This window comes from Hydrogenobacter subterraneus (assembly GCF_055390195.1).
Genome location: NZ_AP042473.1, coordinates 1,076,140 through 1,101,648, shown reverse-complemented (window position 1 = coordinate 1,101,648; position 25,509 = coordinate 1,076,140). Strand labels below are relative to the sequence as shown.

The following is a 25,509-nucleotide window of genomic DNA, read 5'->3' as shown; positions in this document are numbered from 1 at the left end:
AACCATGAAAAGCATCCCCTTTATGAGCCTAAGGTACTATGCCTATGTTATATCCATAATACTTCTGCTTTTGAGCCTCTTTTCCCTTTTCTACAGAGGCCTAAACCTTGGCCTTGATTTTACCGGCGGTAGCCTTTTGGAGGTAAAGTTTGAAAAGAAGGTAAGTATAGCAGAGGTAAGAAAAAAGCTTGAAAGCCTTGGATATTCACACTTTCAAGTTCAAGATACAGCCCAAGGCACCACCCTTATTAAGCTAAGGCTTGGAGAACCCACAGAGAAGGCCCTTGAAGGCTTAAAGGAGCTTTCTCCTTACCAGCTTATAAGGTCGGAAAGCATCGGCGGTATTATAACCTCGGAACTAAGACAAAAGGCCATATGGTCCATCTTGGTAGCCATAGGGGGTATACTCTTATACCTTGGCTACAGGTTTGAGCCTCTTTGGGCCTTTGGTGCCATACTGGCCCTTGTGCATGACGTTCTCATAGTGGTAGGTGCCTATTCCTTGACCTATAGGGAGGTAAACCTTGATGTGGTGGCTTCCCTTCTTATAGTGGCTGGCTATTCTGTATCCGATACGGTGGTGGTCTTTGACAGGATAAGGGAGAACCTACGCCTGAGAAAAGGCACGCCTTTTAAGGACCTTATTGACCTGTCCATAAACCAAACACTTGCCAGAACCCTCATGACCTCTTTAACTACGCTTGTGGTATCCCTTGCACTTTTTCTCTTTGGTGGTCCCGCCCTTTCCAACATCATGTTTGCCTTTGTGGTGGGCATCTTTGTGGGAACTCTATCCTCCATCTTCGTGGCAAGCGCCATAGTTTTTGATGTAAAGAGCAGGCTAAGACCAGAGCTAAGGGGTAGTGTATAATTTTTAGTGATGAAAGATATAGTTTTAAGGGTTGGTAGCCTTATAGCTGTAATCTTGCTTTTGGTGGGAGGGTTCCTTTTTTGGGACAAATACAAAAAGGATAAGCTTGAAAAGCTGGCATATAAGGAGCATGAAATAAGCAAACTAATCCAAACGGGCAACTACTCCAAGGCCTTGGAGCTTATAAAAAAGGAGGAATCGGCCGGGCCTTTTAAACCATTGCTTTTGTCTTATGAGCTATACATTGCGGAGAACTCAGAAGAAAAGATAGACGAGGGTAAGGTGCTAAAAGAAATCCTTGAAAGTTTAAAGGACAAGGACCTTCTTGCCCTTTATAGGGAAAGGTATGCCTATTACCTTTTTAAACAGGGCAAACTGCAAGAAGCTTTAAAGGAGTCGGAAAACATAGGAGAAAAGGACTTTAACTATGTTAGCGCCATGCTTTTAAAGGCTCAGATACTCAAAAAGGAAGGTAAAAACAAAGAGGCTCAAGAGCTGTTATCCAAAGTAATGGAAAAAAGCCCAAACACCTATTTTTCTAACATGGCTCAAGCCATGATGCTTATGGGTAGGTAAGATGAAGGACCTTCTCATAGAGATAGGAACGGAAGAGCTTCCAGCAGGAGTGATATTACAAGCGGTGGAATATTTAAAGGAAAGGTTTTCTCAGATATTGGGAAGACAAGACATAAAAACCTATTCAACGCCCAGGAGGCTTGCCTTCTTTGTTGAAAACTTTGAAAACAAGGCTCTGGAGAAGGAAGAGGTTCTTTGGGGACCTCCCGTAAAGGTGGCCTACGAGGAAGGAAAGCCCACAAAGGCCCTTCTTGCCTTTCTTGAAAGGAACTCTGCAAGCCTTGAAGAAGTGGTGCATCTGCAAAAGGGGGAAGGCACATACGTGGCCATAAAAAGAGTTTATAAGGAGGACACACCCATAGAAAAGCTTTCCCAATCCTTTGAGGAAATACTTCAATCGGTGCCTTTCCCAAAGAGTATGAGATGGGATAGTTCAAGCCTTAGGTTTTCAAGGCCTATAAGGTGGATATGCGCCCTATATGGCGAAGAGATGTTACCCCTGTCCTTTGGAAGGGTAAAGGCCAGCAATATAACCTACGGCCACCGATTACTTTCCTCAGGACCAATAGAAATTAAAAATCCAAGAGATTACTTGAATGTTCTCAAAGACAACTACGTGGTAGCAGACTACAAAGAAAGGCTCGGTATGGTATTGGCCTTTCTTAAAGATGAGGCCTACGCCTTGGGAGGAAGGCCACTTTACCCAGAGGGTTTGGAGGAGGAAGTGGCAAACCTTGTAGAATTCCCCTTTGCAGTGGTAGGAAAGTTTGAGGAGAAATACCTTGAGCTTCCCCAAAAGGTAATAATGACCGTGCTGGCCCATCATCAAAGGTTCTTCTGTGTAGAAAAGGATGAAAAACTCCTTCCATACTTTATAGCCATAAGCAACAACTACCCAAAGGATGGAGTTATTGTAAAAGGTTATGAAAAGGTCATAAGGGCAAGACTTGAGGATGCCCTTTTCTTCTATAGGGAGGACCTAAAAAGACCCCTTGAAGAACTTGTAAAGGACCTTTCTGGTGTAGTCTTTCATCCAAAGGCAGGCAGTATGTTGGAAAAGGTTGGAAGGGTTGGCGCCCTTGCCCTCAAGATTGCGGATATACTCAAGCTTCCAGAGGACAAAAGGAAAAAGATAGAAAGGGCAAGCTACCTTTGCAAGGCGGACCTTCTTACCCAGATGGTAAGAGAACTGGATGAACTTCAGGGCTATATGGGTTACATATACGCCTTAAAACAAGGAGAGGACCCAGAGGTAGCCCTTGCCCTCTATGAACATTACCTTCCTGTAAAGCCAGGAGATACACTACCATCCAATGAAGTATCTGCTGTGTTATCTGTGGCGGATAAGCTGGATAGCATAAACACTTTAATGGCCGTTGGAGAGATCCCCAAAGGTAGCTCGGACCCCTATGGCATAAGAAGGTTGGCCTATGGTATATATGCAGTATTGGATGCCTTCAATTGGGATATAAACCTTAGGGAAGTTATGGAAAGTATACCACCGGAGCTTGAGGAGTTTTTGAAAGCAAGGCTTTCTGCCTACCTTGAGCCTTATGGCTATGACCTGGTTAGGGCAGTTCTTGAAGTAAAAGACCCGCTTAGACCCTATGAGGTTATAAAAGAGGTAAAAAGACTTGCCAGTTTAAAGGAAGAGGAAGAATTTAAAAATATAGTGGAGGCATACAGAAGGGTGGTAAGGATATTACCTTCCAATTGGGGGGATGATAGGGTAGAAGAAAATCTTTTTAAGGAGGAGGAAGAAAAAGCCCTTTGGCGATCCTTTAAAGCCTTAGAAGCTACAGGAGACCTGCTTGCCCTATCTTCTTTGAAAAAAACCATTGACGATTTCTTTGATAAGGTCCTTGTTATGGACCCAGATGAGAATATAAGAAGAAACAGGCTTGCCTTGCTTTTTAGAATAAAAAGGCTTTTTAACAAGTTTGCAGACTTTAGCAAGGTAATAAGCTAAGGAGGTAAGGCATGAAGAAGTATTTAGTCTGGTTAGATGAGGTGGGCATTGAGGATATACCCTTGGTGGGGGGCAAAAATGCTTCTTTGGGTGAGATGATAAGGAACCTCTCTTCCCTTGGTGTAAACGTGCCATACGGCTTTGTGGTAACTTCTGAGAGCTACTATGAGTTTATAAGGTATAACAATCTGGAGGAGGAAATAAAAAAGATATTAAAGGGCCTTGACCCAAACAATGTGGAGGACCTTGCCAGAAGAGGCCATCAAGTAAGGGAGCTTATAAAGGGTGGAGACTTTCCAAAAGAAATAGAGGAAGGAATAAAGGAGTATTATCAAAAACTTTCCGAACGTTATGGCTCCTTTGCCGTGGATGTGGCCGTGCGTTCCTCTGCAACGGCGGAAGACCTACCCCATGCCTCCTTTGCGGGACAGCAAGAGACCTACCTTAACGTGGTTGGTGCAGAAAACGTGCTTACGGCTGTAAAAAACGGCTTTGCCTCCCTCTTTACCGATAGGGCCATATCCTACAGGGAATCCTTTGGCTTTGACCACTTTAAGGTGGGCATAGCCATGGGCGTTCAAAAGATGGTAAGGTCTGATTTGGGTGCCTCTGGGGTTATGTTCACCATAGACACAGAATCGGGCTTTAAGGATGTGGTGGTCATAAACGCCTCCTATGGCCTTGGAGAACTCCTTGTGCAAGGCATGGTAACACCCGATGAGTATATGGTTTTCAAGCCCACATTGCAAGCAGGATACTCGGCCATAATAGAGAAAAAGCTTGGAAGGAAAGACAGGAAGATGGTCTACGGAGTGGGCCAAGAGAGGGTAAAGATCGTAAACGTGCCTTTGCAAGAGCAAAAACAGTTTGCCCTTTCCGACGATGAGATACTCCAACTGGCAAGGTGGGGCATTCTTGTGGAGGAATACTATTCAAAGAAAAACGGAAGATGGATGCCCATGGATATAGAGTGGGCAAAGGATGGGGTCCTCAACCAGCTTTTCATAGTGCAAGCAAGGCCCGAAACCGTCCATTCAAGGAAAGAAGAAAATATCCTAAGGGTTTATAAGTTTACCGAGCCACTGGAAGAGAGAATAAAAAAGAGAATAGTGTATGGTATAGCGGTAGGGGACAAGATAGCCCACGGAAAGGTAAGGGTCATACACGACTTAAAGGATGCAGGACAATTTCAAGAGGGAGAAATACTGGTTACCGACATAACGGACCCAGACTGGGAGCCTATAATGAAGAAGGCTTCTGGCATAATAACCAACAGGGGAGGAAGAACAGCCCACGCCGCCATAGTGGCGAGGGAGCTTGGCATTCCAGCAGTGGTAGGCACACACAAGGCCACAGAAATACTCAAAACAGGTATGGAGGTGACACTCTCCTGCGCAGAAGGAGAAATAGGTTATGTTTATGAGGGCTATGTGCCTTATCAGGTGGAGGAAATAAACCTTGAGAACCTTCCAAGGACCAATACCAAAATTATGATGAATGTGGGAAATCCAGAATCTGCCTTTAAGTATTCATCCATTCCAAACGATGGTGTGGGCCTTGCCAGAGAGGAGTTTATCATAGCCAACTACATAAAGATACATCCCTTGGCACTTTTGCATTATGAGGAGATAAAGAAGCTATACGAAGACCTAAGGGTTCAGGGCCTTTTGGATGATAGGGGTAATGTGAATATGGCAACCATATACAGGTATGCCAAGCCACCTCTCTCTGAAAAGCTTGCAAAAGGCAAAGACAGAAAGCAGATAAATCTCCAAAAGCTAATAGAAGACATAGAAAACCTCACCTTTGGCTATGAGGACAAGGCTCAATACTTTGTTAAAAAGCTTTCCTACGGTATTGCCAAAATATCCTCCGCCTTTTACCCAAATCCTGTTATAGTGAGGTTTTCCGACTTTAAGTCTAACGAATACAGAGGCTTGATAGGTGGCGAGCTTTTTGAGCCAGAGGAAGAAAACCCTATGCTTGGCTGGAGGGGTGCCTCCAGATATTACTCGGATGTATACAAGCAGGCCTTTGGCCTTGAATGCCAAGCAATCTTAAGGGTTAGGAACAAGATGGGACTTACCAACACAAAGGTTATGGTGCCTTTCTGCAGAACGCCAGAAGAGGGAGAAAGGGTCCTAAAGGTTATGGAGGAGTATGGACTTAAGAAGGGAGAAAACGGCTTGGAAGTTTATGTGATGGCAGAGCTTCCAAGCAATGTGATCCTTGCGGACAAGTTTGCGGAGATCTTTGACGGTTTTTCCATAGGCTCCAACGACCTTACCCAGCTTACCTTGGGCCTTGACAGAGACTCGGGCCTTGTGGCCCATCTTTATGATGAGAGGAACGAGGCGGTAAAGAGGTTTATAGCTCATCTTATACAAACTGCCAAGGAGAAGGGTAAAAAGGTAGGCATATGCGGTCAGGGACCTTCCGACTTCCCAGACTTTGCCGTCTTCTTGGTAGAACAAGGAATTGACAGCATATCCCTAAACCCCGACTCTGTGCTAAAGACCATGCTGGTGGTGGCAGAGGCCGAAGGCAGGCTAAAAGAGGCGGTGATATAAATCATGGATTGAGATGCAAAAAGCTTTTAAAATAGCCAAAAACTCAAAAAGGAGGTTTTATCATGGCACAAACTGTAAATCTTAAGGGCAATCCTGTGGCCCTTTGTGGACCAACTTTGAATGTGGGAGACCCTGCCCCAGTGGCCTATGTGGTCACCAAAGACCTGCAAGAGATAGCCATAGGAGGACAAAAGGATAAGGTGCAGGTTATAGTTACTGTTCCATCCCTTGACACACCCGTCTGTGAAACAGAAACAAAGAAGTTTAACGAGCTTATGGCTGGAATAGAGGGCGCAGAGGTATATGTGGTATCCATGGACCTACCCTTTGCGGAGAAGAGGTTCTGCGAAAGCTTTAACATAGGCAATGTGGTAGTAGCTTCCGACTTTCGCTATAGGGATATGGAAAAGTATGGAGTGCTAATATCCGAAGGAGCCCTCAAGGGCATCCTTGCAAGGGCTGTTTTTGTTGTGGATAAGCAAGGTAAAATAGCCTACATACAACTTGTGCCAGAGATAACACAAGAGCCAAACTACGACGAGGTGGTTGCAAAGGTAAAAGAACTCTTGTAAAAGGCTTTGGGGGCTTTTGCCCCCTTTGCTTTATAAAAAAGGGAGGTGGTTATACTGTGGAAAGGCAAAGGCTATACTCAAAAACCTTAAGGGCTGGTAAAAGAACCTATTATTTTGACGTAAAAAAAGGCAGGGATGGCTCAACCTATCTGGTGATAACAGAGCAGAAGGATGACAAGCGCAACAGGCTTATGATCTTTGAAGACAGAGTGGAAGAGTTTGTATCCCTTTTAAAGGAGGCGGTGGATAAGATGAAAGAAAGATAAGGGGGTAGGAGGATGAAGCTATTGTCTATTTTACTTTTTGCCATAACCCTTAGCTTTGCTATTGAGTGTGGAAATGTGATAAGCATAGAACAAGCCATAAACCACGCCAAGCAGTATGTAGGCACGGTGCAGTCTTCACAGCTATCGCAAAATAAAAAGACCGGTGAATGCTACTACCGGATTAGAGGAACGGAAGGCACAGCCCTTATAGACGCAAGGGATGGGAAACTGCTTAGGTTTTACAGGAAAAGGTAGGTTTATTTAGAGGGCCTAAAGGCCCTTATTTTGCTTTCATCGGTGGTAAGATAGGGACCACCTATGAGGTCTATGCAGTAAGGCACCGCTGGGAAGACAGCATCAAGGCAAACCTTTATAGATTGAGGCTTGCCCGGTAGGTTTATGATAAGGGTTTTGTTCCTTATACCTGCCGTTTGACGGGACAGGATGGCCGTAGGCACCTGTTTTAAAGATACAGCCCTCATAAGCTCCCCAAAGCCCGGAAGAATTTTCTGGCATACGTTCATGGTTGCCTCTGGAGTTACATCCCTGGGTGCAGGGCCAGTTCCGCCCGTGGTCAAAATAAGGCAACATCCCTCCACATCGGCCATATGAATGAGGGCACCCTCTATAAGGTCTTGCTCATCTGGAATTATTCGGTATACCACCTCAAAGGGAGAGGTTAAAACCTCGTTTAAATACTCTATGATGTATTTACCGCTTATGTCCTCATACTCTCCCCTGCTTGCCCTATCGGATATGGTTAGCACGCCTATCTTTGCCTTCTCCATGGTTTTAATATTATAGGGTTTTACACGCCGTGTGAGAAATTAATTAAGCAAAGGTGATGCCATTATACCTTTTTGTTAAAAAAAATAAATGAGACAAGAAATGTAGAAGCACGGCATGCCGTGCCACTAATAAAAAATCTACTGGTCTTGAATTTGCCTGATGCTTTATAATCCGGCAGGTTTAAAACTTGCTACTACAAAGGACGAAATTCCTCACCCAGCGTTTTTTCACCTAAATTATTCTCTTATGAGAGTGGCTGTTGGCATGAGCGGGGGTGTAGACAGTAGCGTCTGTGCCCTTCTTATGAAAGAGCTTGCACAAGAGGTAATAGGTGTAACCTTAAGGTTTCACCAAGTTGCATGTTCCACAGAAGACCTAAGAGTTTGCTGTTCTCCAGAGGATGTAAAGGATGCGGCAAGGGTTTCCGAATATCTTGGCATACCCCACATAACCTTAAGCTGGGAAAATATATTTGAAGAAAGGGTTATAAATTACTTTTTAAAAGAGTCCCTTTCTGGAAAAACGCCCAACCCATGCGCCGTATGCAACAGGGAGGTAAAAACAGGCTTCCTTGCCCAATACTTAAGAAAGGTGGCAGACATAGATAAGCTTGCCACGGGCCATTATGCTAAGTTTGTAGAATACAAAGGCAAAAGGCTTATAGGAAGGGCAAGGGACATAAAAAGGGACCAGTCCTACTTTCTAAGCCTTGTAAAAAGGGAACACTTGGAGCTTTTAGAATTTCCTTTGGGAGATTTAACAAAGGAAGAGGTAAGAAGGATAGCAAAAGAAAATGGCCTGCCTGTGTGGGACAAAAGGGACTCTCAGGATGTATGTTTTTTGATGGGGAAAGAACCCGGTGAGTTTATAGAAGAGAGGACTGGGTCTAAGGAAGGTTATTTTTACTTTGATGGGAAGCCCGTAGGCAGGCACAGGGGCTTTTTCCACTACACAATAGGGCAAAGAAAGGGACTTGGTGTAGCCTTGGGCTTTCCCGTGTATGTCTGTGGTGTGGATGCGGAGAATAACATAGTGTATCTTTGCAAGGAAGAAGACCTTTATAGAGATTGGCTTCTATTGGAAGATATAAACCTTCATCTTGACCTAAACCTTTGGGAGAATCCCAAGGCACAGATAAGGTATAGGAACGAGCCTGTGGTGGTAAAGGATATTGAAAAAACTCAAGAGGGTTATATAATCAGGTTTGAAAAGCCCGTAAGGGGCATTACACCAGGACAGGTTTGCGCCTTCTACGAAAGTGATATTCTGCTTGGTGGTGGCATAATAAAATCATGATAGTTTATGGTAAAAATCCTGTGATAGAGGCTTTGCGTTCTGGAAGGTCCGTAGAGAAAGTGCTTGTGGCCCATGATTCACATCCACCCCATCAGGTTATAAAGCTTTGCAAAGAAAAAGGCATAAAGATACAAAAAGTGCCAAGGCAAAAAATAGAAGAGCTTTCTGGAACAAAGAAAACACAAGGCATCCTCGCCATACTCAGCCCAATAGAGTATGTGGAGCCTTATATTCTTTTCAAAAAGACCTTAGAGGTTGGTTCTTTCTTCTTAGTGCTTGACCATATTACAGACCCACAAAACGTAGGAAACCTTTTAAGGACCTGCGAGGTCTTTGGTGGCGTGGGCGCTATCATGCCAAAGGATAGGTCCTGCCCCATAAACGAGACTGTGGTAAAGGCTTCCGCCGGAGCTGTCTTTTATCTTATGCTTTCAAAGGTGGGGAGCCTATCAAAGTCTTTAAAAACTTTTAAAGATATGGGTGGCTGGATCGTGGTAGTAGAGAGGGGGGGCAAAGATATAAGAGATTTTGACTTTCCAACAGGATGTGCCCTTGTGCTTGGCTCCGAAGGAGAAGGAGTATCAAAAAGCCTTATGGAGATAGCGGACGCGGTGGTATCCATTCCTATGGTTGGAAAGATTAACTCTCTTAACGTTTCCTCCGCAGGCGCCATAGCCATGTGGCATGCTGTTATAAAAAAACTTGACAAGCTCCAAAAATAAGGATATAATTAATTAGGCATTAGATAGGTCCAGTCGGGGCCAGATGGGTCCCGTGAAAAAAATGGGTTGACAAAAAGAAAAATTGGTGTATAATAAATAACCTGTATGCGGTTGAGGGGCCACAGGTCCCTTGTCATATTGAGAGATGAATAAACAAAGGGCTTGACAAATCCGAAAATTTGAAATATAATGAAAGATTGTTCTAAGTTCGGGGTTGGAATAAACCCCGTGTAAAAAACACTTGACAAAGTGAAAAAGTTGGATTATAATAATAAGTCTGTAAGAAAATTGGAAAGGGTTTGAAAGCCCTTGACAGCTTGGCAACTGAATAAGGAGGAAGGGCTCCTAAAACTGGGGGTTTTTCTGAAGAGTTTGATCCTGGCTCAGCGCGAACGCTGGCGGCGTGCCTAACACATGCAAGTCGTGCGGAGGTGCCTTTTGGCACCTCAGCGGCAAACGGGTGAGTAACACGTGAGTAACCTGCCCTCAGGAAGGGGATAACCCTCCGAAAGGGGGGCTAATACCCTATAATGTCAGTCACCACTAAGGTGGCTGACCAAAGGTGGCCTCTGCTCTGCATGCTACCGCCTGAGGAGGGGCTCGCGGCCCATCAGGTAGTTGGTGGGGTAACGGCCTACCAAGCCTATGACGGGTAGCCGGCCTGAGAGGGTGTCCGGCCACAGTGGGACTGAGACACGGCCCACACCCCTACGGGGGGCAGCAGTGGGGAATCGTGGGCAATGGGCGAAAGCCTGACCCCGCGACGCCGCGTGGAGGAAGAAGCCCTTCGGGGTGTAAACTCCTGTCAGGGGGGAAGATGCTCACAGAGGTGAATAATCTCTGTGGGTGACGGTACCCCCAGAGGAAGGGACGGCTAACTACGTGCCAGCAGCCGCGGTAATACGTAGGTCCCGAGCGTTGCGCGAATTCACTGGGCGTAAAGCGTCCGCAGCCGGATGGGTAAGCGGTTCGTCAAAGCCCACCGCTCAACGGTGGAAAGGCGTACCGAACTGCCCATCTTGAGGCACGCTCAGGCAGGCGGAATTCCCGGTGTAGCGGTGAAATGCGTAGATATCGGGAGGAACACCGAAGGCGAAGGCAGCCTGCTGGGGCTGTTCTGACGGTCAGGGACGAAAGCTGGGGGAGCAAACCGGATTAGATACCCGGGTAGTCCCAGCCGTAAACCATGGGCGCTAGACGTCGTCCGTAAGGGCGGTGTCTCAGCTAACGCGTTAAGCGCCCCGCCTGGGGAGTACGGGCGCAAGCCTGAAACTCAAAGGAATTGGCGGGGGCCCGCACAACCGGTGGAGCGTCTGGTTCAATTCGATGCTAACCGAAAAACCTTACCCGGGCTTGACATGATGGGAAACCTCTGCGAAAGCGGAGGGTGCCGTCCTCTGGACGGAATCCCATCACAGGTGGTGCATGGCCGTCGTCAGCTCGTGTCGTGAGATGTTGGGTTAAGTCCCGCAACGAGCGCAACCCCTGCCCTTAGTTGCCACTCTACGGAGGGCACTCTAAGGGGACTGCCGGCGATAAGCCGGAGGAAGGTGGGGATGACGTCAGGTCAGTATGCCCTTTATGCCCGGGGCGACACAGGCGCTACAGTGGCCGGGACAATGGGAAGCGATCCAGAAATGGGGAGCAAATCCTCAAACCCGGTCATGGTGCAGATTGAGGGCTGAAACTCGCCCTCATGAAGCCGGAATCGGTAGTAATGGCGGATCAGCTAGGCCGCCGTGAATACGTTCTCGGGCCTTGCACACACCGCCCGTCACGCCACGGAAGTCAGTCTTCCCGGAAGCCCTCGGGCTAACCCGCAAGGGAGGCAGAGGACGATGGGAAGGCTGGCAACTGGGGCGAAGTCGTAACAAGGTAGCCGTAGGGGAACCTGCGGCTGGATCACCTCCTTTATAACGGAGCAAACTCTAAGGATAAACTTTCAGGAGCCCTTCCTCCTTATTGAGCTGCCTTTTCCTTTGGGCCTCTAGCTCAGTCGGTTAGAGCGTGCCCCTGATAAGGGCAAGGTCGGTGGTTCAAGTCCACCGAGGCCCATTATCTGGGGCAGGTCCAAGGGGATGTAGCTCAGCGGGAGAGCGCCTGCTTTGCAAGCAGGAGGTCGTGGGTTCAAATCCCACCATCTCCACGTTATCTTGGCAACTGAATAGGTTTTCCTTCCTTGTGGGTGTGCAAGTTAGTAAGGGTCCGGGGTGGATGCCTTGGCTGCCCGAGGGGATGAAGGGCGTGCTAAGCTGCGATAAGCCGGGTGGAGGCGCAAAGAGCCTGTGAGGCCCGGATGCCCGAATGGGGAAACCCGGCAGGGCGTTGAGCCCTGTCATCCGCGCAAGCGGAGCCAATACGGGACGAAGTAAAACCTTCTAGTAGTCCCAGGAAAGGAAATCAAACGAGACTCCCCGAGTAGCGGCGAGCGAAAGGGGACCAGCCCAAACTATGCGGGTGCCATGGTGGCGGCCTTAGCCCGCATAGGGTTGCGGGACATGCACGGAGAGGTCCGCCAGCCTCTCAGGGAGTTACAAAACTGCCACCTAGCCGAAGTGAGCTGGAATGCTCCGCCATAGAGGGTGAAAGCCCCGTAGGCAAAAGGTGAGCAGTCTCCTGGGTGCATGATCCCAAGTACCACGGCCCCCGTGGAAGGTCGTGGGAATCAGGGGGGACCTCCCTCCAAGGCTAAGTACTACGGGCAGACCGATAGCGCATAGTACCGCGAGGGAAAGGTGAAAAGAACCCCGGAAGGGGAGTGAAATAGAACCTGAAACCCCGGATCCACAAGCCAGTGGAAGGGTCTTTATGGCCCGACTGCGTGCCTTTTGCAGAATGAGCCAGGGAGTTGTCCTCAGCGGCGAGGTTAAGCCGTCAGGCGAAGCCGTAGCGAAAGCGAGTCCGAATAGGGCGTTAAGTCGCTGGGGGCAGACGCGAAGCGGAACGATCTACCCATGCCCAGGGTGAAGGACGGGTAACGCCGTCTGGAGGCCCGAACGGGTCGGTGCTGCAAAACCGTCCGATGAGGTGTGGGTAGCGGTGAAAAGCCAATCGCGTTCCGTGATAGCTCGTTCTCCCCGAAATAGGTCGACGCCTAGCGTCCTACGGTCCTTCCCGGAGGTAGAGCCACTGGTTGGGCTAGGGCCTCGAAAGAGGTACCGAACCCTGCCAAACTCCGAATGCCGGGAAAGGTAGTAGGGCAGTCAGTCCCCGGGGGATAAGCTCCGGTGGACAAGAGGGAAACAGCCCAGACCGCCAGCTAAGGTCCCAAAATCCGGGCTAAGTGGGGAAGGATGTGCGGCTGCTAAGACAGCTGGGAGGTTGGCTTAGAGGCAGCCATCCTTTAAACAGTGCGTAACAGCTGACCGGCCGAGCGGCCGTGCGCCGAAAATTTAGCGGGGCTCAAGCCCGGTACCGAAGCTGCGGGCTCGCGTAAGCGAGCGGTAGGGGAGCGTTCCCTGTGGGCCGAAGTCTCACCGCGAGGTGGGATGGACTGCAGGGAAGTGAGAATCCTGGCATGAGTAGCAGCGAAGACAGGTGAGAAACCTGTCCGCCGGAAGCCCCAGGTTTTGGCGGCAATGTAAATCATCCGCCAGTTAGCCGGGACCCTAAGGTGAGGCCGGAAGGCGTAGCCGATGGGAAGCGGGTCAACATTCCCGCGCCAGCTGTGTGGAGCCAGAGTCGTGACGCAGGAGGCTAGGGAGAGCCACCTATGGAATGGTGGTCTAAGGTAGTAGGAGGGGGTGGCAGGCAAATCCGTCACCCCATACTCCGAGAGCCGATGGGGTAACTCTCCTGACGCCACACTGCCGAGAAACAACGGCGCTGGCGTTGAAGCACAGCTGCCCGTACCGGAAACCGACACAGGTGGGCTGGGTTAGTAGCCTAAGGCGTCGGGGGAACTCTCCTCAAGGAACTCGGCAAGTTGCCCCCGTACCTTCGGTAGAAGGGGGGCCCATGGGAGTGAAGCCCTTGCGGCGTAAGCTCCTGTGGGTCGCAGAGACCGGGCGGTGCCGACTGTTTATCAAAAACACAGGACTACGCAAACCCGTAAGGGGCTGTATGTGGTCTGAAGCCTGGCCAGTGCCCGTAGGTTAAGGGGAGGAGTGCAAGCTCCGAACCGAAGCCCGGGTAAACGCCGGCCGTAACTATGACGGTCCTAAGGTAGCGAAATTCCTTGTCGGGTAAGTTCCGACCTGCATGAATGGCCCAACGAGTGCCGCACTGTCTCGAGGAGAGTCCCGGCGAAATTGTAATGCCGGTCAAGATGCCGGCTACCCGCGGCAGGACGGAAAGACCCCGTGAAGCTTCACTGCAGTCTGGCATTGAGCCTTGGCTTGTCCTGCGCAGGATAGGTGGGAGCCTGTGAAGTCCCTCCTCCGGGAGGGATGGAGGCGCCGGTGAGATACCACCCTGGACAGGCTGAGGCCCTAACCGAGCGGAGTTATCCTCCGCCGGGACCGTGTCAGATGGGCAGTTTAGCTGGGGCGGCTGCCTCCTAAAAGGTAACGGAGGCGTCCAAAGGTACCCTCAGGCGGGTCGGAAATCCGCCGTAGAGTACAAGGGCAGAAGGGTGCCTGACTGTGAGGCCGACAGGCCGAGCAGAGGCGAAAGCCGGGCCTAGTGACCCACTGGTCCCATGGGGAAGGGCCAGTGATCAGCGGATAAAAGCTACTCCGGGGATAACAGGCTAATCTCCCCCGAGAGCCCACATCGACGGGGAGGTTTGGTACCTCGATGTCGGCTCCCCCCATCCTGGGGCTGAAGCAGGTCCCAAGGGTTGGGCTGTTCGCCCATTAAAGGGGGACGCGAGCTGGGTTCAGAACGTCGCGAGACAGTTCGGTCCCTATCCGCCGCGGGCGCAGGAGTCTTGAGTGGGTCCGTCCCTAGTACGAGAGGACCGGGACGGGGCAGGCTCTGGTGTACCGGTTATCTCTCCAGAGGTAGCGCCGGGTAGCCATCCTGCTACGGGATAAGCACTGAAAGCATCTAAGTGCGAAGCCCACCACAAGATAAGGACTCCCTGAAGGGCCCTGGAAGACTACCAGGTTGATAGGCAGCAGGTGGAAGCTCCGCAAGGGGTGTAGCCGAGCTGTACTAATAGCCCGTTCGACTTGCACACCCACAGGAAGGAAAACCTATTGAGTTGCCAAAGATGCCAAAGCTTCCCTCGGGACCATAGCGGAGGGGAAACACCCGGTTTCCATTCCGAACCCGGCAGTTAAGCCCTCCAGCGCCGATGATACTGTGCCGGACGCACGGCACGGGAAAGTAGGTCGTCCCGGGGGTTTTTAATTATTCCAATTTATAACTCACAGGAAGCCTTATTATCACATCTACAGGCGGTTTTGGAAAAAGATGTGCTACCTTTTTAACCGTTTCTAAGGCATTTCTGTCCAAAAGTTCATAGCCAGAGCTTTTTTCTATCTTCACATCTTCCAAAGTGCCATCACTTCTAAGATGTATGCAGATTATTACCTTGCCTTCCCATCCCATTTTGCGAGCTAAAGGCGGGTAGCTAATATTCTTTTGAATGATTGAAGAGATAACAGAAAGCTTCTCTTTTAAGAACATCTCTTGAGCATGCTCTTTGCTTAAACCCTCTTTAGACTCTTTTTTAACATTCTTTGAAGCTGTGACCTCTTCTCCATTACTTTGAGCCTGGGCAGTTTGACCAATACTTTTTGCCTGTGTATATTGATTGGCTTCATCTTTATCTTTTTGAAAAACAGGCTGGTTTACCTCTTGTGTTTGCATTGGTGGTATGTTAGTTTCTTCCTTTGTATCTTTGATAATCTGGGATTGGTTAGCTTTTAGCTTTTCGGGCATACTTTTATAACTATGTTTTTCTTGTCCTTTTATCTCCTCTTTTGTAGACGGCTTCTCTATTCTAAAATCCTCAATGTTTAGATTTACTTCTATTATTTTTTGTTCCTTATTAAAAGTACTTGCAAAAAATAGGATCATAACTAAAAGCAAAAAGTGCAGAATAAAAGACAAGCTATAAGCTTTTAATTTCATATCACTATGATTCATCTCTTTCCGTTCTTATTACAACCTTTCCCAAGCCATACCTTTTAAATAGGTCAAGAAGGCTAACCAAAGACTGCACCTTGGCATCTCTATCGGTGGAAAGGCTTATTTTAGTAGAAGGACTAATGCTTTTTAAAATATTCTCAAGCTCTTGCAAATTTACCCTTTTCCCTTCAAAGTATATCTCACCTTCCTTTGTAAGGACTATCTCAAGGCTTTTTAAGGCTTCTTCTTTTCCTTCCTTTGCCTTGGGTAGATTTACTGGTATGGCACCCTGCACCATAAAGCTTGCGGTTATAAGCACTATGGTAAGAAGCACAAGCAGTATATCCACAAAGGGTATAACATTTATGGAGCTAAACTCTTTATCCTCCATTTTCCATCTCCCAAAGGCTTATCTTCTCTTTGACCTTTCTTAGAAGATAGTTGTAAAGTACAGAGGAAGGAATGGCTACCAAAAGCCCCAAAGCAGTAGCCTTGAGAGCCAGAGCAAGGCCAACCATAACCTTTTTTGTATCCACCAAACCCTCCTGTCCTATGGTGTAAAAGGTAAGCATTATACCAAGCACCGTTCCCAAAAGCCCAATGTATGGAGCGTTAGAGGCCACAGAGGCTATTATAAAAAGCCCCCTTGTTAAATCTATTTCAATCTCCTGCCTACTTTTATAGGCTTTTAAATCTACCTTTTTTAGATACATATACCTCTCAATGGCAACACCTACACTGAGAAAACTCAAAAAGGCCAAAATACCGATAACTCCGTAATCTACAGAGGTTTTTATCCAATCCATGGTGTTAATTTTAATATAAAGTTATGAGATTTTCAACGATTTAAGGTGTATAAACGGCTTCTATTCTGGTAGTAACCCTTCCCTGAGGGTCGCGCACCTCGGAAATGATTGAATATATATTGCCTTTATTCCCTGGCATTGGTCTACTATAGGCTACTCCAATAAGAGGATAACCAGGTGGTTGAGTATATCCAAGAAAGCACACGGTAATCCTATTTGTGTAAATTTCATTGGTGCCTTTTAATCTAAACTGGAGGTTAAAGGTGCATCCCAATTGAATGTTACCTCCTTGCCCTGCCAAAACTGGACAGCGAGGATTGTTAACAGATGGAGTACCATCGGGACAAATTCCAAGACTGGCTATAGTATCAAAGATTCCTGAAGTTATGGCATAATTCACTCCTGCAACAGCCGCCTCTCTTGCAGAAGAGTAAGTTCGTGTAGTTTCCGATGTCTCAAAAAGCCTTGTCAGCATAAAGTATAAACTACCCAAAAGTACTAATACAATAACCGAAATTATAAGGGCGGATATTAAGGCTATACCTCTTACCTTATGTTTTTCAATGGTATGTCCACCTCTATAGCTGACCATCTGTAAAACCTCCAATTGTTGTTTGGTACAGGACCACCTCCACATGACTGGCTAAACTGCGGAACATCCATAGCCACGCTTTGTCTTCCACCTATCTGTAGAAGCAAGCAAAGCCTTAATCCTAGAAGGTTGTTTACATTATCAACACTGTCGCTGTATACGGCACTTCCGTTTTGGTTGGTTATATACCTGACTCTAAAAGCTCCCACACAATCTATTATTGGTTGTGGTGCATCATTACCTACTTGTTTCATAAGTGTTCGAGTTTCATTTGCACATAAACGAGAGGCTGTTTGGCTTTGGTCGTCTAAGTAATACCGCGTTATAAAGTCGTTGGGATAATTAGGCGGATTATTACTATTATTACTACTTATATCAAAGACCATCATGTTTCTACAGCTTTGATTTTGTTGCGGGTCTGCACAGTTTGGAACTACACAGTTTCCTCTACAGCTTTTAGTTATAGGTTCTAAACAAACGCACCATTCCCATCTATTGTTGCCAGTATTACACTCCCTTCCAAGATAATCCCTTGCAGTTTGGGTAGCTATGTTGCCATTATTATCTACATAGCTCCAACATCCTGCGCTATTATTTTGCCTTGTGGCTAAGCTCAAAAATTCCACTCCATTTTCAGATATGGCTATGAGAGGTGGTATCTGAAGCCTGCTTCTGTCTATACCAAAGCCCACAGAGGAAAGCTCGGAAACAAGGGTAGAAATCAAGAACTGAGCTTCCTGTTCATTCTTTGCCACAAGACTTTGAGAAACCCCTTTTTGAAACACTTCTCTATATGCATAAAAGATTCCACCTGCGAGTATAAGGGTTATCCCAATAACCATCAAAAGCTCAACCAATGTAATACCCTTCTTCATGGCTTCCTCTTTATAAGGGTAGTGCTTACATACTTATATCTATTATCTATGGGACTAAAATACCATGCGGTAATGCCAAAGGCTTTGCCTATTTCATTATTCTTTTGAATTAGCCTTGCTACGGTAATTCCTACATATATCCTTCTGTTCCCTATGGAATACTGCCTGGGTGGACAATTATATTGAATATTTGGATCATCACATAGAGGATGAGGCTTTGGTCCTATAAGAAGCCAATCTGCGGTGTCTAACGGATGATTTTTAAAGTAGTCGCTATAGTTATTGCCATTGTATGGGTCATAGAAATCCGAAATATTATCTCCGTCGGAATTAGTATCTTCTGCTGTAATTTTAAAGGAGGTGCAATTATTTTGATCATAACATTCAATGGAAGCGTTGCCCCAATTGTTTGAACTGTTTGGATATGGATCAGGACTTATAAGGCTTGCATTGTAAGGCAAGCTTTCAAGATATCCAGACCAGTCTCTTATGGCTTTACTTGCCGTATCTTTCATGCGTGCATCCAAAGAAAACTGTATATAAGTTAATACACCACGCAAAAAGCCTATCATCACAAACATAAGAAAAAGCATGGCTATGAGAAGCTCTATGATGGTAAAGCCTTTACTGTTTAGTTTTCCACACATGTTGTTATTTCACCCTCCACTACTCTTATCCTACCATACCTGCTAATGCATATAGTTCTGGCTTTGTTCAAGGTTTCTGATTCTATAATTATGTTAGTCGCACCAAAGCCACATATAGCATTCCTTGGGTATCCCTTTTTGTCAAAGACTATAACGAGAGGATTCCTTACTTTTACTCCGCTTTCCATTTGAAAAGTCTTTACCACTTCTTCGCCGTTATTACAATTGTTATCGCACCGACAATTGGAATTTGTGTCTTCAAAGAGAATAAACCTTCTACCATCTTCAGTTACATAAACACCCCATGGTCTTGGCCCTATTCCACGAACATCCCTCCCTGTCATAGAATACATCCTTGCGGTATTTAACACGCTTACAAGGTTATCTGTGGAGGCTTTTAACCTCTGGTTTAAAACTATGTTTCTAAAGCTTACGAAAGCAAAGCCAGCAAGGATGGAAAGTATAGCTATTATCACCAAAATTTCCATTATGGTGTAGCCTTTTACTTTTCTATCCATAGCAAGAACCTACCCTCGTATGGTTGTGTAACCTGTTGTTGAAGCTTCAATATTCCGCCCGTAGAAATTTGAGCATAAGCTTGATATTCCTTACCCGTTCCTGCTACCACCTGGAAGGGCATGCCTAAGGGCGGGATACCTATACCAAGATTGATACTCTGCTGTACCTTATTGTTTACCACAGCTTCAGGTGATAAAACCGTAGGCCTTGGGTAAGGCGTTCCAGTTTTGTAGTAGAGAGAGTAAAGCTTAGAGCTACCTTCCATAGAGCATATGTCCTGAGGTAGTACTGCTGAAAGAGTGTTTACAGTTCCACCAAAGACAAAGGGCTGGGAGTATATGGCTTCACCACTAAGCCTAATATACCAACCTGTAGAAGGTTCATCTGCCAAAGATCCGGACGCATCGGTAACAATTTCTCTATTACTACATCCTGTTTTATCGCATACGCACATCTGGGTTGTTTCTATTATCTGTATAGGCGTTGTCCAGCCTGTGCGGTTGAGGAGATCGCTTAAATATACAGTGCTAGCCGATTGCCAGGCGTCATACTTTGTTCCATGTTTAAAGCCTATAAGGTAGTTTGTGTAGTTTATAGTTTTGTCTGCAAGGCTTAGGTACTTTCCTGTACCAAAGAATACCCAGAAGTTGTTGTACTCATCTAAAGTGTAGCTTGGAGCTCCAAAAACTGGAGCTGGAGAGTTCCCAAAGTCAAAGGCTTGGCTTACAGTCCAATTGTTAGGGTTTAGGTATCCGTTTTGGGCTCTAAAGTTTATCCTCATAAGAGCTCCAAAAATACTTCCAGATTGCTTTTTACCATAGAGGCCAAAGTATGCTACATCATCGTTGTAATCGTTGTCTATATCTACAGGCATAATATCGCCTATGGCAAAGCTGGCACCCGGTACATTTACATCTTCCGTTGCTACAAGGCTCCCATTCCTTAGGTTAAAGATATACACCTTAGGTGAATTGGTATAGCTCTCACCCAAGGTCTGGTCTATATGTTTTGGACCACTACCCACAAGCACATACCAATTATCCTCCACTTTAGCAATAGCCGGGAAGGAAAGCGTAAGTGTTCCGTCAGGAAGAGATGTTTCCCAAAGGAGCTGTGGTGTGCCAGAAAGGTTATTGTTTAACCAATCTGTTAGGTCAAGGACAAAGACAGAGGAGCTAAAGGATCCAGAAGAGGTTGTTATCGCTTTCCCGCCAAAGCCCATGGCTCCTACCAAGAGGGTGCGCCAATTGGGATTTTGAGCTGTGCCAAAGTTTGCATCAAATATCATTACCCTATAATCCACCGTTGGCACATGGCAATAGTCTTGGTTTCCATACCAAAGAAGATAGGGAAGGGCATTCTTTGGTATAAAGGCAAACACTTCTTCACCTACAAGGTCAGAGCTTGAAGAAAATTGGTCGTTTACAAGCCTTACTGGTCTATATTGTTCATCTGTTTTTTTAAGATATCCCACTCTGAATATGTGAAGCATGCCATCGTTGGCACCAACGGCAACTACGGTTGGCCTCTTTTTATAGCTTTCGCTGACAATATATTGTAAATAACTCTGGTCGTTATACCTAAGGTGGTAATTATTTAATGGATCCGGCCCAGCTATTGCTGGACTTGAGTTTATTATGTCCCCAAGCTTCCAAACCTTATTTCCGCTTATGCCTAACGCACTGCAAAAAGCAGAGACATCAAGAGTTCTTGGTCTTTTTACATAGTCATAGGATGTACATCCAGAAGGATTGTCCTCTCCCCTTATATACCTTATAATACAGCTGGCATCTGCGCTAACGCACGCATTGCCTCCACAATCGCCGTTGTTGGTACAAAGTATACTTTGGTTGTTGGAGCATACTTTCCAGATGTTTGTAAGGTTGCTTGCCTCCCCTGTAGTAAAGGATGTGAGATTTCCATCTTTGTTATAGTAGATCTTCCTTTGGGCTGGGTCTATTTCTGCAAGCCTACAACCCGCATCAAAAACAGGTATGACCTCATCCAAGCGCTTTGTGGTGCTTGAACTACAGGTATCTATATCATCTACTATGGACGCCTTAGTTTCGTTGGTGTTATCATCAAAGAAGATTTGGAATATCTTGTCTATAAGGTTTCCTCCTATGTTTAGGACCTTACTTTCAACAGTGTCCTCCCTTAAATTTTGTTTAGTATCTATCCAGAAGCTTCTAAGAAAGCCAAGCCACTTTAGTTCCACATTAGCCGTTGGGTAGGTTGGTCTAAAGTAAGGCTGTATGACAACTTGAGAGACTTGTGATCTACCGGAAAGTGTGGCCACAGTAGAACCGGAGGAAGCTCTTTTGAGAATATCTGCAAAGGCGGAAAGAAGGGCGCTCTTTAAGCTTTCAGCATCATCTGCTTCATAAAAGTTGTAAGGGAGGCCCTTAGGTGGTTGGGCTGTATCCCATTCGGCGCACTTGGGATCCCAAGAACTATTAGGATTACACTGGGGAAGTGGGTATTGAACTCCTCTGCTATTACAGTAAGTTTGAGTTGGTGTTTGTATATTTGTTCTTATAGTGTATTCAAGACTACTGCAGGTTCCACTGCCATTAGGATACTGAATATTTGTAAATGGATAGGGCCATGTGTTGTTGTCTCTGTCATCAAAACCACCAAAGATGGCGGTGGTTATCATAGCCTGTCTTCCTTGAAGTTTTGTATTAGGGTCCAAATCGCCAAAAGCATAAACTGCATAGGTGTAAACATTTTGCTTTCCTGGTAGGTCGCTTCTGAGGTCCTGCGTTGCCATAATACGGGCAGGCACTACTGGGTCCACATTCCCATTCCAAGCACCGTCAGAGAGCAGGAGAACAAAGCTCTTCCTGCAGGATACTGCGTAAGAATTTTTACCAGAACCATCGTAGTATGGGTCCGTATTGCCATTACCCCTACCAATATAGGCAGTGTTTTTTTCGTAGTCATGGTCGTTGCTTTGCTTGTAAAAATCGTACGCCTCCCACATAGCCTCACCAGTGGGAGTACCGTAGTAAGGAGTTTCATTATTTATGGCGTTTATTAGATCCGATATAGTAGCCTGTTTCCCAACCTTTATTTCTCCATATCTCCCATCACTTGCAAAAACCATAAATTCCATTATTAGCTGGCATTTTTCATTGATCTGTCCGTTTAAGTTTGAAGTATCACAGAAGGAGTGAATAATTCCTTTAATAGAAGATGGGTCTGAAGGTCTTATTTGAAGCTGTGCGTTGTTTATAGCGTTGTTTCCAAGGGGACAAGTTCCATTGTAGTTTCTTATTGTTAAACTTCTGTTGCTGGGTTGGCCGGCGGTTATTTGGAATTGGCATTTGAGGTTTGAGTCATATATAGTGTATATGGCTCCTTCGCTTATAAGAAATGTGTTGCCTTGAGAAGAGCTTGACCTTCCGCCAGTCAAAACCCAACGGGCTATATCAATCCTTGTGGCACTTATCCAGTTTAAAAGGTTTCCAGAGATGCAGGAGGAGGTGCCGATCTTGTTAGAACAATCACAGTTTGCTTCTACAAAGTTTGATCCTGAATAACTATAGCATTTATTTGGATTAAAGTATCCCGAGTAAATCTTGTTAGTGTCATACTTAGCAGGAGATGAGGAGGTTATATAAGAAGTTCCACAGTTTGCCGTTTTTTGCTTAGTATATCCCAAAAAATCACATGGCACATAGGCTGGAAATTGCATGGATCCAGAGAAATCCATAACTATAAGAACGTTGGGCTTTACTGCGTTTGATATAAAAGGTGGTACATAACAGTAATCAGACATTTGGGCTGGCTTTGTCTGCGTGAAAGCCAAAAGTAAGATAACTATCAAAAACAGCACTTTTCTCATGGTGCCCACCTCATATCCACCACTCTAGAACTTTTATAAATATGACCTTTCCCCTTTTATCAAACTCAAGCCTTATAGTCTTTGCAGAGGGAAGGCTCTCTAAGGTAAGCTCCTGACCTGAGGGTCCTTCTATCTTAACGTCCTTTGAAATTGTATACTCTTTTTTGTTAACCATTATAATATCACCCTTTACCTCTATTTGCACATCTCTAAGTTCTAAGGCCAACGACAAGCTTACCAATAAAAGCCCCACAATTAAGACCTTTCTCATCTTCTTCCTCCTCTTACTTTCTATTATTTTCCTATCTTTCTATGTTTACGTGATGTTTTTGTGAAATGCAAGGTTTAAATCCTTAGCAGGGCTTGGGCCCCCCTTGCCATGCAGTATTCTGCACAGGAAGAAAAGAAAAGTTTAAAGCATTTAGCTGGCAAACTTTCACACATGGCTTTTAGGTCCTCCTCAAGACCTCCAAGTAGGTCTTTCATGGCATCTATAAGACCTCCGCCTAAGACTATTCTATCTGGATTGAAGATATGCACGGAGTTCATAAGACCAAGGAGAAGATACCTTCTAAATTCCATAAGAGCTTCTAAGGCCATGGGGTCGCCTTCCTTGGCCTTGTTTATTATCTCAAAGTCCTTTAGCCTTTGGCCAGAGACCTTCTCGTATATCCTTTCAAAGCCATAGGAAGAGGAGTAGGCCTCCCAACAGCCAAACCTACCACAGCTACATTTTTCTCCCCCAGCCTTAATAATATGATGTCCAAGTTCTAAGCTGCTACCACAAGCGCCAAGAAAGGGCCTACCATCTATTACAAGGCCACCACCCAATCCAGTGCCTATGGCCACAAAAAGTAAAACTTTACTGTCCCTGTGGTCATAAAACCACTCGCCAAGAGCGCCAGCGGAAACATCGTTTATAACCTTTACCTTAAGGCCTGCAAATACTTCTTTGAGGTTTACTCCATCAAGGGCTGGTATGTTGGGAGACCTATAGACCACACCATCCAAAGAAGTGAAACCAGCTACTGCTATTCCAACCTCTTCTGGGTCTCCCTCAAGCACAATGTTTTTTATCCTTTCCAAAAAGGCCTTTCTGTTTTTAGAAACATCCTTTATATAATGCTTTTCCTTTTTCCCGTTTTCCCAGTATACCTTTACAAAAGTGCCACCAATATCAACCCCCTTTTTCATACTCCACCCTCTTTATCTTTACACCTTCCTCTCCCCTCTCAAAGTAAAGCCTAACAGAAGCAACCTTTTTTATAATACCTTTTTCCTTAACGAGCAGGTCCACCAAAAGCTCATCATCTTTCAACACCTTATCTTTTGCCATGGCCGAAGGATAGGATTTTCTATAGGACTGACATATGGAGATAAGGCCCTTTTCTCCGCCAAGTTCTTTGTATAGACCTTCATCTAAAATCTTGGAAAGCTCAAAAGCCTTGTCCTCCTTACATTCCTCTAAGCCTAATAAAAAGCTATAGAAGGCTTTTACCTCTTCCATTGTATGTTTTCTTTCCATAGCATCCTCAAAGAATATGAGCAAGGCTATAAGGAAAGGGTAGGATATGCCAAGGACTATAAAAAAGCCTATAAGAAGGTTCTCTTTGCTATATTTTATCCTCATAACCATCCTTTCTTCTTTACCCAATATATAAGAGAAAGGGTAACAATCACCATAAGAAAGAGAGATAAAGGATAACCATACTTCCAATGGAGTTCAGGCATGTTGTCAAAGTTCATGCCATATATGCTGGCTATCAAAGTAGCTGGTAGAAATATGGTAGCTATAACTGTAAAGACTTTAACCGCCTCGTTCTGCTTTATGGATATAAGGCCCAATAGGGAATTCTGTATGCTATCCAGCTTGTCCATATAAAAGCTTGTGTAGTCAAGCAAGGTATGAAGGTCATCTAAGGCTACTTTTATCTCCCTTTTGGTTTGAGCGTTTACTCTTGGACTTTTAACAAAATGGCTCAAAACTCTTAGCTTTTCATTTATAGTCTCCCTTATGGTAATATTCAGTTCATCATAGTAAGATATTTCTCTAATAATCTCTTCAGATTGTTCTGCAAAAACCTCTTTTCTTAGGTTTCTTATCCTTTTACCAAGTATTTCAAGCCTATCCCCCAGCCTATCAACTTCAATATTAACTATCTGTGAAAATATTGCCTCTGGAAATTGAAAATTTATAGGGCTTTCTTCCATTCTTTTTATAAAAATTAGCATACTTGGAATATCTCTATACCTAATGCTTACCATATATCTTCCCTTTATAAAGAAAAGGACAGGTTCTACGCTTATATCCTCTTTTTGTTGTATAACAAAGGAAAGGTTCATATAAATGGCATCCTCTTCTTCCTTATATTTACTGCTTATCTCTATATCTCCAAAAACTTCCCTTGGAGGCATTTTAAAGCCTACTGCACTTTTTAGCCAATCAATTTCCGCATCGGTGGGTTTTTCCACATCAAGCCATAAGACAGCCTCCTTTCTTATATCACCAAATTGGTCAAGTCCATACTTTTTGAAGGTACCTCCCAGGCTTGCGTATATGTTTATCATTAG

22 protein-coding genes, 2 tRNA genes and 3 rRNA genes are annotated in these 25,509 nt (G+C 45.5%); 14 read left to right on the top strand and 13 right to left on the bottom strand.

Features of this window, described 5'->3' with window-relative positions; all coding sequences use genetic code 11:
* Positions 1-4: 4 nt before the first annotated feature.
* From secF to ACZ5GB_RS05955, 7 genes are all read left to right on the top strand, one after another.
* Entirely contained in the window at positions 5-871 is an 867-nt protein-coding gene (gene secF, locus ACZ5GB_RS05985; RefSeq protein ID WP_464326339.1) for a protein translocase subunit SecF, read from the top strand.
* Between the two features lie 9 nt (positions 872-880).
* Entirely contained in the window at positions 881-1,447 is a 567-nt protein-coding gene (locus ACZ5GB_RS05980; RefSeq protein WP_464326338.1) for a tetratricopeptide repeat protein, read from the top strand.
* 1 nt (position 1,448) lies between these two features.
* Positions 1,449-3,416: a glycine--tRNA ligase subunit beta gene (gene glyS / locus ACZ5GB_RS05975; protein ID WP_464326337.1), complete on the top strand. Its 1,968-nt coding sequence runs from the start codon at positions 1,449-1,451 to the stop codon at positions 3,414-3,416.
* Between the two features lie 11 nt (positions 3,417-3,427).
* The gene (gene ppsA / locus ACZ5GB_RS05970) at positions 3,428-5,986 is read left to right on the top strand and encodes a pyruvate, water dikinase (protein ID WP_464326336.1); all 2,559 of its coding nucleotides are present in this window, start codon (positions 3,428-3,430) and stop codon (positions 5,984-5,986) included.
* A 62-nt stretch (positions 5,987-6,048) separates the two neighbouring features.
* On the top strand, positions 6,049-6,558 hold the full coding sequence (gene tpx / locus ACZ5GB_RS05965; RefSeq protein WP_345803946.1) for a thiol peroxidase: 510 nt from the start codon (positions 6,049-6,051) through the stop codon (positions 6,556-6,558).
* A 56-nt stretch (positions 6,559-6,614) separates the two neighbouring features.
* Positions 6,615-6,824, top strand: coding sequence for a DUF3276 family protein (locus tag ACZ5GB_RS05960; RefSeq protein ID WP_345803947.1), 210 nt, complete (start codon positions 6,615-6,617; stop codon positions 6,822-6,824).
* 12 nt (positions 6,825-6,836) lie between these two features.
* The gene (locus ACZ5GB_RS05955; protein WP_464326335.1) at positions 6,837-7,079 is read left to right on the top strand and encodes a PepSY domain-containing protein; all 243 of its coding nucleotides are present in this window, start codon (positions 6,837-6,839) and stop codon (positions 7,077-7,079) included.
* A gap of 2 nt (positions 7,080-7,081) precedes the next feature.
* Here ACZ5GB_RS05955 and mog read toward each other — a convergent pair whose 3' ends face one another.
* Entirely contained in the window at positions 7,082-7,612 is a 531-nt protein-coding gene (gene mog / locus ACZ5GB_RS05950) for a molybdopterin adenylyltransferase (protein ID WP_345803949.1), read from the bottom strand.
* A 247-nt stretch (positions 7,613-7,859) separates the two neighbouring features.
* Here mog and mnmA point away from each other — a divergent pair, with 247 nt between their 5' ends.
* The 7 genes from mnmA to rrf all read left to right on the top strand — a co-directional run bounded on the left by mnmA (position 7,860) and on the right by rrf (position 14,919).
* Positions 7,860-8,909: a tRNA 2-thiouridine(34) synthase MnmA gene (gene mnmA, locus ACZ5GB_RS05945; RefSeq protein ID WP_464326334.1), complete on the top strand. Its 1,050-nt coding sequence runs from the start codon at positions 7,860-7,862 to the stop codon at positions 8,907-8,909.
* Positions 8,906-9,631, top strand: coding sequence for a 23S rRNA (guanosine(2251)-2'-O)-methyltransferase RlmB (gene rlmB / locus ACZ5GB_RS05940; RefSeq protein WP_464326333.1), 726 nt, complete (start codon positions 8,906-8,908; stop codon positions 9,629-9,631). The genes mnmA and rlmB overlap by 4 nt, the downstream gene beginning before the upstream one ends.
* A 360-nt stretch (positions 9,632-9,991) precedes the next feature.
* A 16S ribosomal RNA gene (locus ACZ5GB_RS05935) occupies positions 9,992-11,544 on the top strand.
* A gap of 68 nt (positions 11,545-11,612) precedes the next feature.
* Positions 11,613-11,686, top strand: a tRNA-Ile gene (locus ACZ5GB_RS05930).
* 19 nt (positions 11,687-11,705) lie between these two features.
* Positions 11,706-11,777, top strand: a tRNA-Ala gene (locus ACZ5GB_RS05925).
* 41 nt (positions 11,778-11,818) lie between these two features.
* Positions 11,819-14,753 (top strand): 23S ribosomal RNA (locus tag ACZ5GB_RS05920).
* A 46-nt stretch (positions 14,754-14,799) separates the two neighbouring features.
* Positions 14,800-14,919, top strand: a 5S ribosomal RNA gene (rrf, locus tag ACZ5GB_RS05915).
* Together the 16S, 23S and 5S rRNA genes with 2 tRNA genes alongside form the textbook arrangement of a ribosomal RNA operon.
* Before the next feature lie 7 nt (positions 14,920-14,926).
* Here the strand turns inward: rrf and ACZ5GB_RS05910 are convergent.
* The 12 genes from ACZ5GB_RS05910 to corA all read right to left on the bottom strand — a co-directional run bounded on the left by ACZ5GB_RS05910 (position 14,927) and on the right by corA (position 25,506).
* On the bottom strand, positions 14,927-15,652 hold the full coding sequence (locus ACZ5GB_RS05910) for an energy transducer TonB (protein ID WP_464326332.1): 726 nt from the start codon (positions 15,650-15,652) through the stop codon (positions 14,927-14,929).
* A gap of 4 nt (positions 15,653-15,656) precedes the next feature.
* Complete coding sequence (locus tag ACZ5GB_RS05905; protein WP_464326331.1) at positions 15,657-16,040, bottom strand: ExbD/TolR family protein; 384 nt, start codon at positions 16,038-16,040, stop codon at positions 15,657-15,659.
* Complete coding sequence (gene exbB, locus ACZ5GB_RS05900; RefSeq protein WP_464326330.1) at positions 16,030-16,455, bottom strand: TonB-system energizer ExbB; 426 nt, start codon at positions 16,453-16,455, stop codon at positions 16,030-16,032. The genes ACZ5GB_RS05905 and exbB overlap by 11 nt, the downstream gene beginning before the upstream one ends.
* A gap of 40 nt (positions 16,456-16,495) precedes the next feature.
* Complete coding sequence (locus ACZ5GB_RS05895; protein WP_464326329.1) at positions 16,496-17,047, bottom strand: hypothetical protein; 552 nt, start codon at positions 17,045-17,047, stop codon at positions 16,496-16,498.
* Positions 17,002-17,922, bottom strand: a complete 921-nt coding sequence (locus ACZ5GB_RS05890; protein WP_464326328.1) for a PilW family protein — start codon at positions 17,920-17,922, stop codon at positions 17,002-17,004. Before ACZ5GB_RS05890 ends, ACZ5GB_RS05895 begins: the two co-directional genes overlap by 46 nt.
* Positions 17,919-18,569 carry a prepilin-type N-terminal cleavage/methylation domain-containing protein gene (locus tag ACZ5GB_RS05885; protein WP_464326327.1) on the bottom strand — a complete coding sequence of 217 codons (651 nt, stop codon included), beginning with the start codon at positions 18,567-18,569 and terminating at the stop codon, positions 17,919-17,921. The genes ACZ5GB_RS05890 and ACZ5GB_RS05885 overlap by 4 nt, the downstream gene beginning before the upstream one ends.
* Positions 18,554-19,087, bottom strand: a complete 534-nt coding sequence (locus tag ACZ5GB_RS05880) for a pilus assembly FimT family protein (RefSeq protein ID WP_464326326.1) — start codon at positions 19,085-19,087, stop codon at positions 18,554-18,556. Before ACZ5GB_RS05880 ends, ACZ5GB_RS05885 begins: the two co-directional genes overlap by 16 nt.
* Positions 19,072-22,938 carry a pilus assembly protein gene (locus tag ACZ5GB_RS05875; protein ID WP_464326325.1) on the bottom strand — a complete coding sequence of 1,289 codons (3,867 nt, stop codon included), beginning with the start codon at positions 22,936-22,938 and terminating at the stop codon, positions 19,072-19,074. The genes ACZ5GB_RS05880 and ACZ5GB_RS05875 overlap by 16 nt, the downstream gene beginning before the upstream one ends.
* A 10-nt stretch (positions 22,939-22,948) precedes the next feature.
* The gene (locus tag ACZ5GB_RS05870) at positions 22,949-23,209 is read right to left on the bottom strand and encodes a hypothetical protein (protein WP_464326324.1); all 261 of its coding nucleotides are present in this window, start codon (positions 23,207-23,209) and stop codon (positions 22,949-22,951) included.
* Between the two features lie 74 nt (positions 23,210-23,283).
* Complete coding sequence (locus tag ACZ5GB_RS05865) at positions 23,284-24,132, bottom strand: ROK family protein (RefSeq protein WP_464326323.1); 849 nt, start codon at positions 24,130-24,132, stop codon at positions 23,284-23,286.
* A complete protein-coding gene (locus ACZ5GB_RS05860; protein WP_464326322.1) occupies positions 24,116-24,568 on the bottom strand; it encodes a hypothetical protein in 453 nt (150 codons plus the stop codon). The genes ACZ5GB_RS05865 and ACZ5GB_RS05860 overlap by 17 nt, the downstream gene beginning before the upstream one ends.
* Complete coding sequence (corA, locus tag ACZ5GB_RS05855; protein ID WP_464326321.1) at positions 24,565-25,506, bottom strand: magnesium/cobalt transporter CorA; 942 nt, start codon at positions 25,504-25,506, stop codon at positions 24,565-24,567. The genes ACZ5GB_RS05860 and corA overlap by 4 nt, the downstream gene beginning before the upstream one ends.
* Positions 25,507-25,509 lie beyond the last annotated feature (3 nt).

Excerpts from the sequence above, each read along its gene's own strand:
- secF (WP_464326339.1), top strand. The coding sequence starts at position 5 with ATGAAAAGCATCCCCTTTATGAGCCTAAGGTACTATGCCTATGTTATA.
- ACZ5GB_RS05980 (WP_464326338.1), top strand. The coding sequence starts at position 881 with ATGAAAGATATAGTTTTAAGGGTTGGTAGCCTTATAGCTGTAATCTTG.
- glyS (WP_464326337.1), top strand. The coding sequence starts at position 1,449 with ATGAAGGACCTTCTCATAGAGATAGGAACGGAAGAGCTTCCAGCAGGA.
- ppsA (WP_464326336.1), top strand. The coding sequence starts at position 3,428 with ATGAAGAAGTATTTAGTCTGGTTAGATGAGGTGGGCATTGAGGATATA.
- tpx (WP_345803946.1), top strand. The coding sequence starts at position 6,049 with ATGGCACAAACTGTAAATCTTAAGGGCAATCCTGTGGCCCTTTGTGGA.
- ACZ5GB_RS05955 (WP_464326335.1), top strand. The coding sequence starts at position 6,837 with ATGAAGCTATTGTCTATTTTACTTTTTGCCATAACCCTTAGCTTTGCT.
- mog (WP_345803949.1), bottom strand. The coding sequence starts at position 7,612 with ATGGAGAAGGCAAAGATAGGCGTGCTAACCATATCCGATAGGGCAAGC.
- mnmA (WP_464326334.1), top strand. The coding sequence starts at position 7,860 with ATGAGAGTGGCTGTTGGCATGAGCGGGGGTGTAGACAGTAGCGTCTGT.
- rlmB (WP_464326333.1), top strand. The coding sequence starts at position 8,906 with ATGATAGTTTATGGTAAAAATCCTGTGATAGAGGCTTTGCGTTCTGGA.
- ACZ5GB_RS05910 (WP_464326332.1), bottom strand. The coding sequence starts at position 15,652 with ATGAAATTAAAAGCTTATAGCTTGTCTTTTATTCTGCACTTTTTGCTT.
- ACZ5GB_RS05905 (WP_464326331.1), bottom strand. The coding sequence starts at position 16,040 with ATGGAGGATAAAGAGTTTAGCTCCATAAATGTTATACCCTTTGTGGAT.
- exbB (WP_464326330.1), bottom strand. The coding sequence starts at position 16,455 with ATGGATTGGATAAAAACCTCTGTAGATTACGGAGTTATCGGTATTTTG.
- ACZ5GB_RS05895 (WP_464326329.1), bottom strand. The coding sequence starts at position 17,047 with ATGGTCAGCTATAGAGGTGGACATACCATTGAAAAACATAAGGTAAGA.
- ACZ5GB_RS05890 (WP_464326328.1), bottom strand. The coding sequence starts at position 17,922 with ATGAAGAAGGGTATTACATTGGTTGAGCTTTTGATGGTTATTGGGATA.
- ACZ5GB_RS05885 (WP_464326327.1), bottom strand. The coding sequence starts at position 18,569 with ATGTGTGGAAAACTAAACAGTAAAGGCTTTACCATCATAGAGCTTCTC.
- ACZ5GB_RS05880 (WP_464326326.1), bottom strand. The coding sequence starts at position 19,087 with ATGGATAGAAAAGTAAAAGGCTACACCATAATGGAAATTTTGGTGATA.
- ACZ5GB_RS05875 (WP_464326325.1), bottom strand. The coding sequence starts at position 22,938 with ATGAGAAAAGTGCTGTTTTTGATAGTTATCTTACTTTTGGCTTTCACG.
- ACZ5GB_RS05870 (WP_464326324.1), bottom strand. The coding sequence starts at position 23,209 with ATGAGAAAGGTCTTAATTGTGGGGCTTTTATTGGTAAGCTTGTCGTTG.
- ACZ5GB_RS05865 (WP_464326323.1), bottom strand. The coding sequence starts at position 24,132 with ATGAAAAAGGGGGTTGATATTGGTGGCACTTTTGTAAAGGTATACTGG.
- ACZ5GB_RS05860 (WP_464326322.1), bottom strand. The coding sequence starts at position 24,568 with ATGAGGATAAAATATAGCAAAGAGAACCTTCTTATAGGCTTTTTTATA.
- corA (WP_464326321.1), bottom strand. The coding sequence starts at position 25,506 with ATGATAAACATATACGCAAGCCTGGGAGGTACCTTCAAAAAGTATGGA.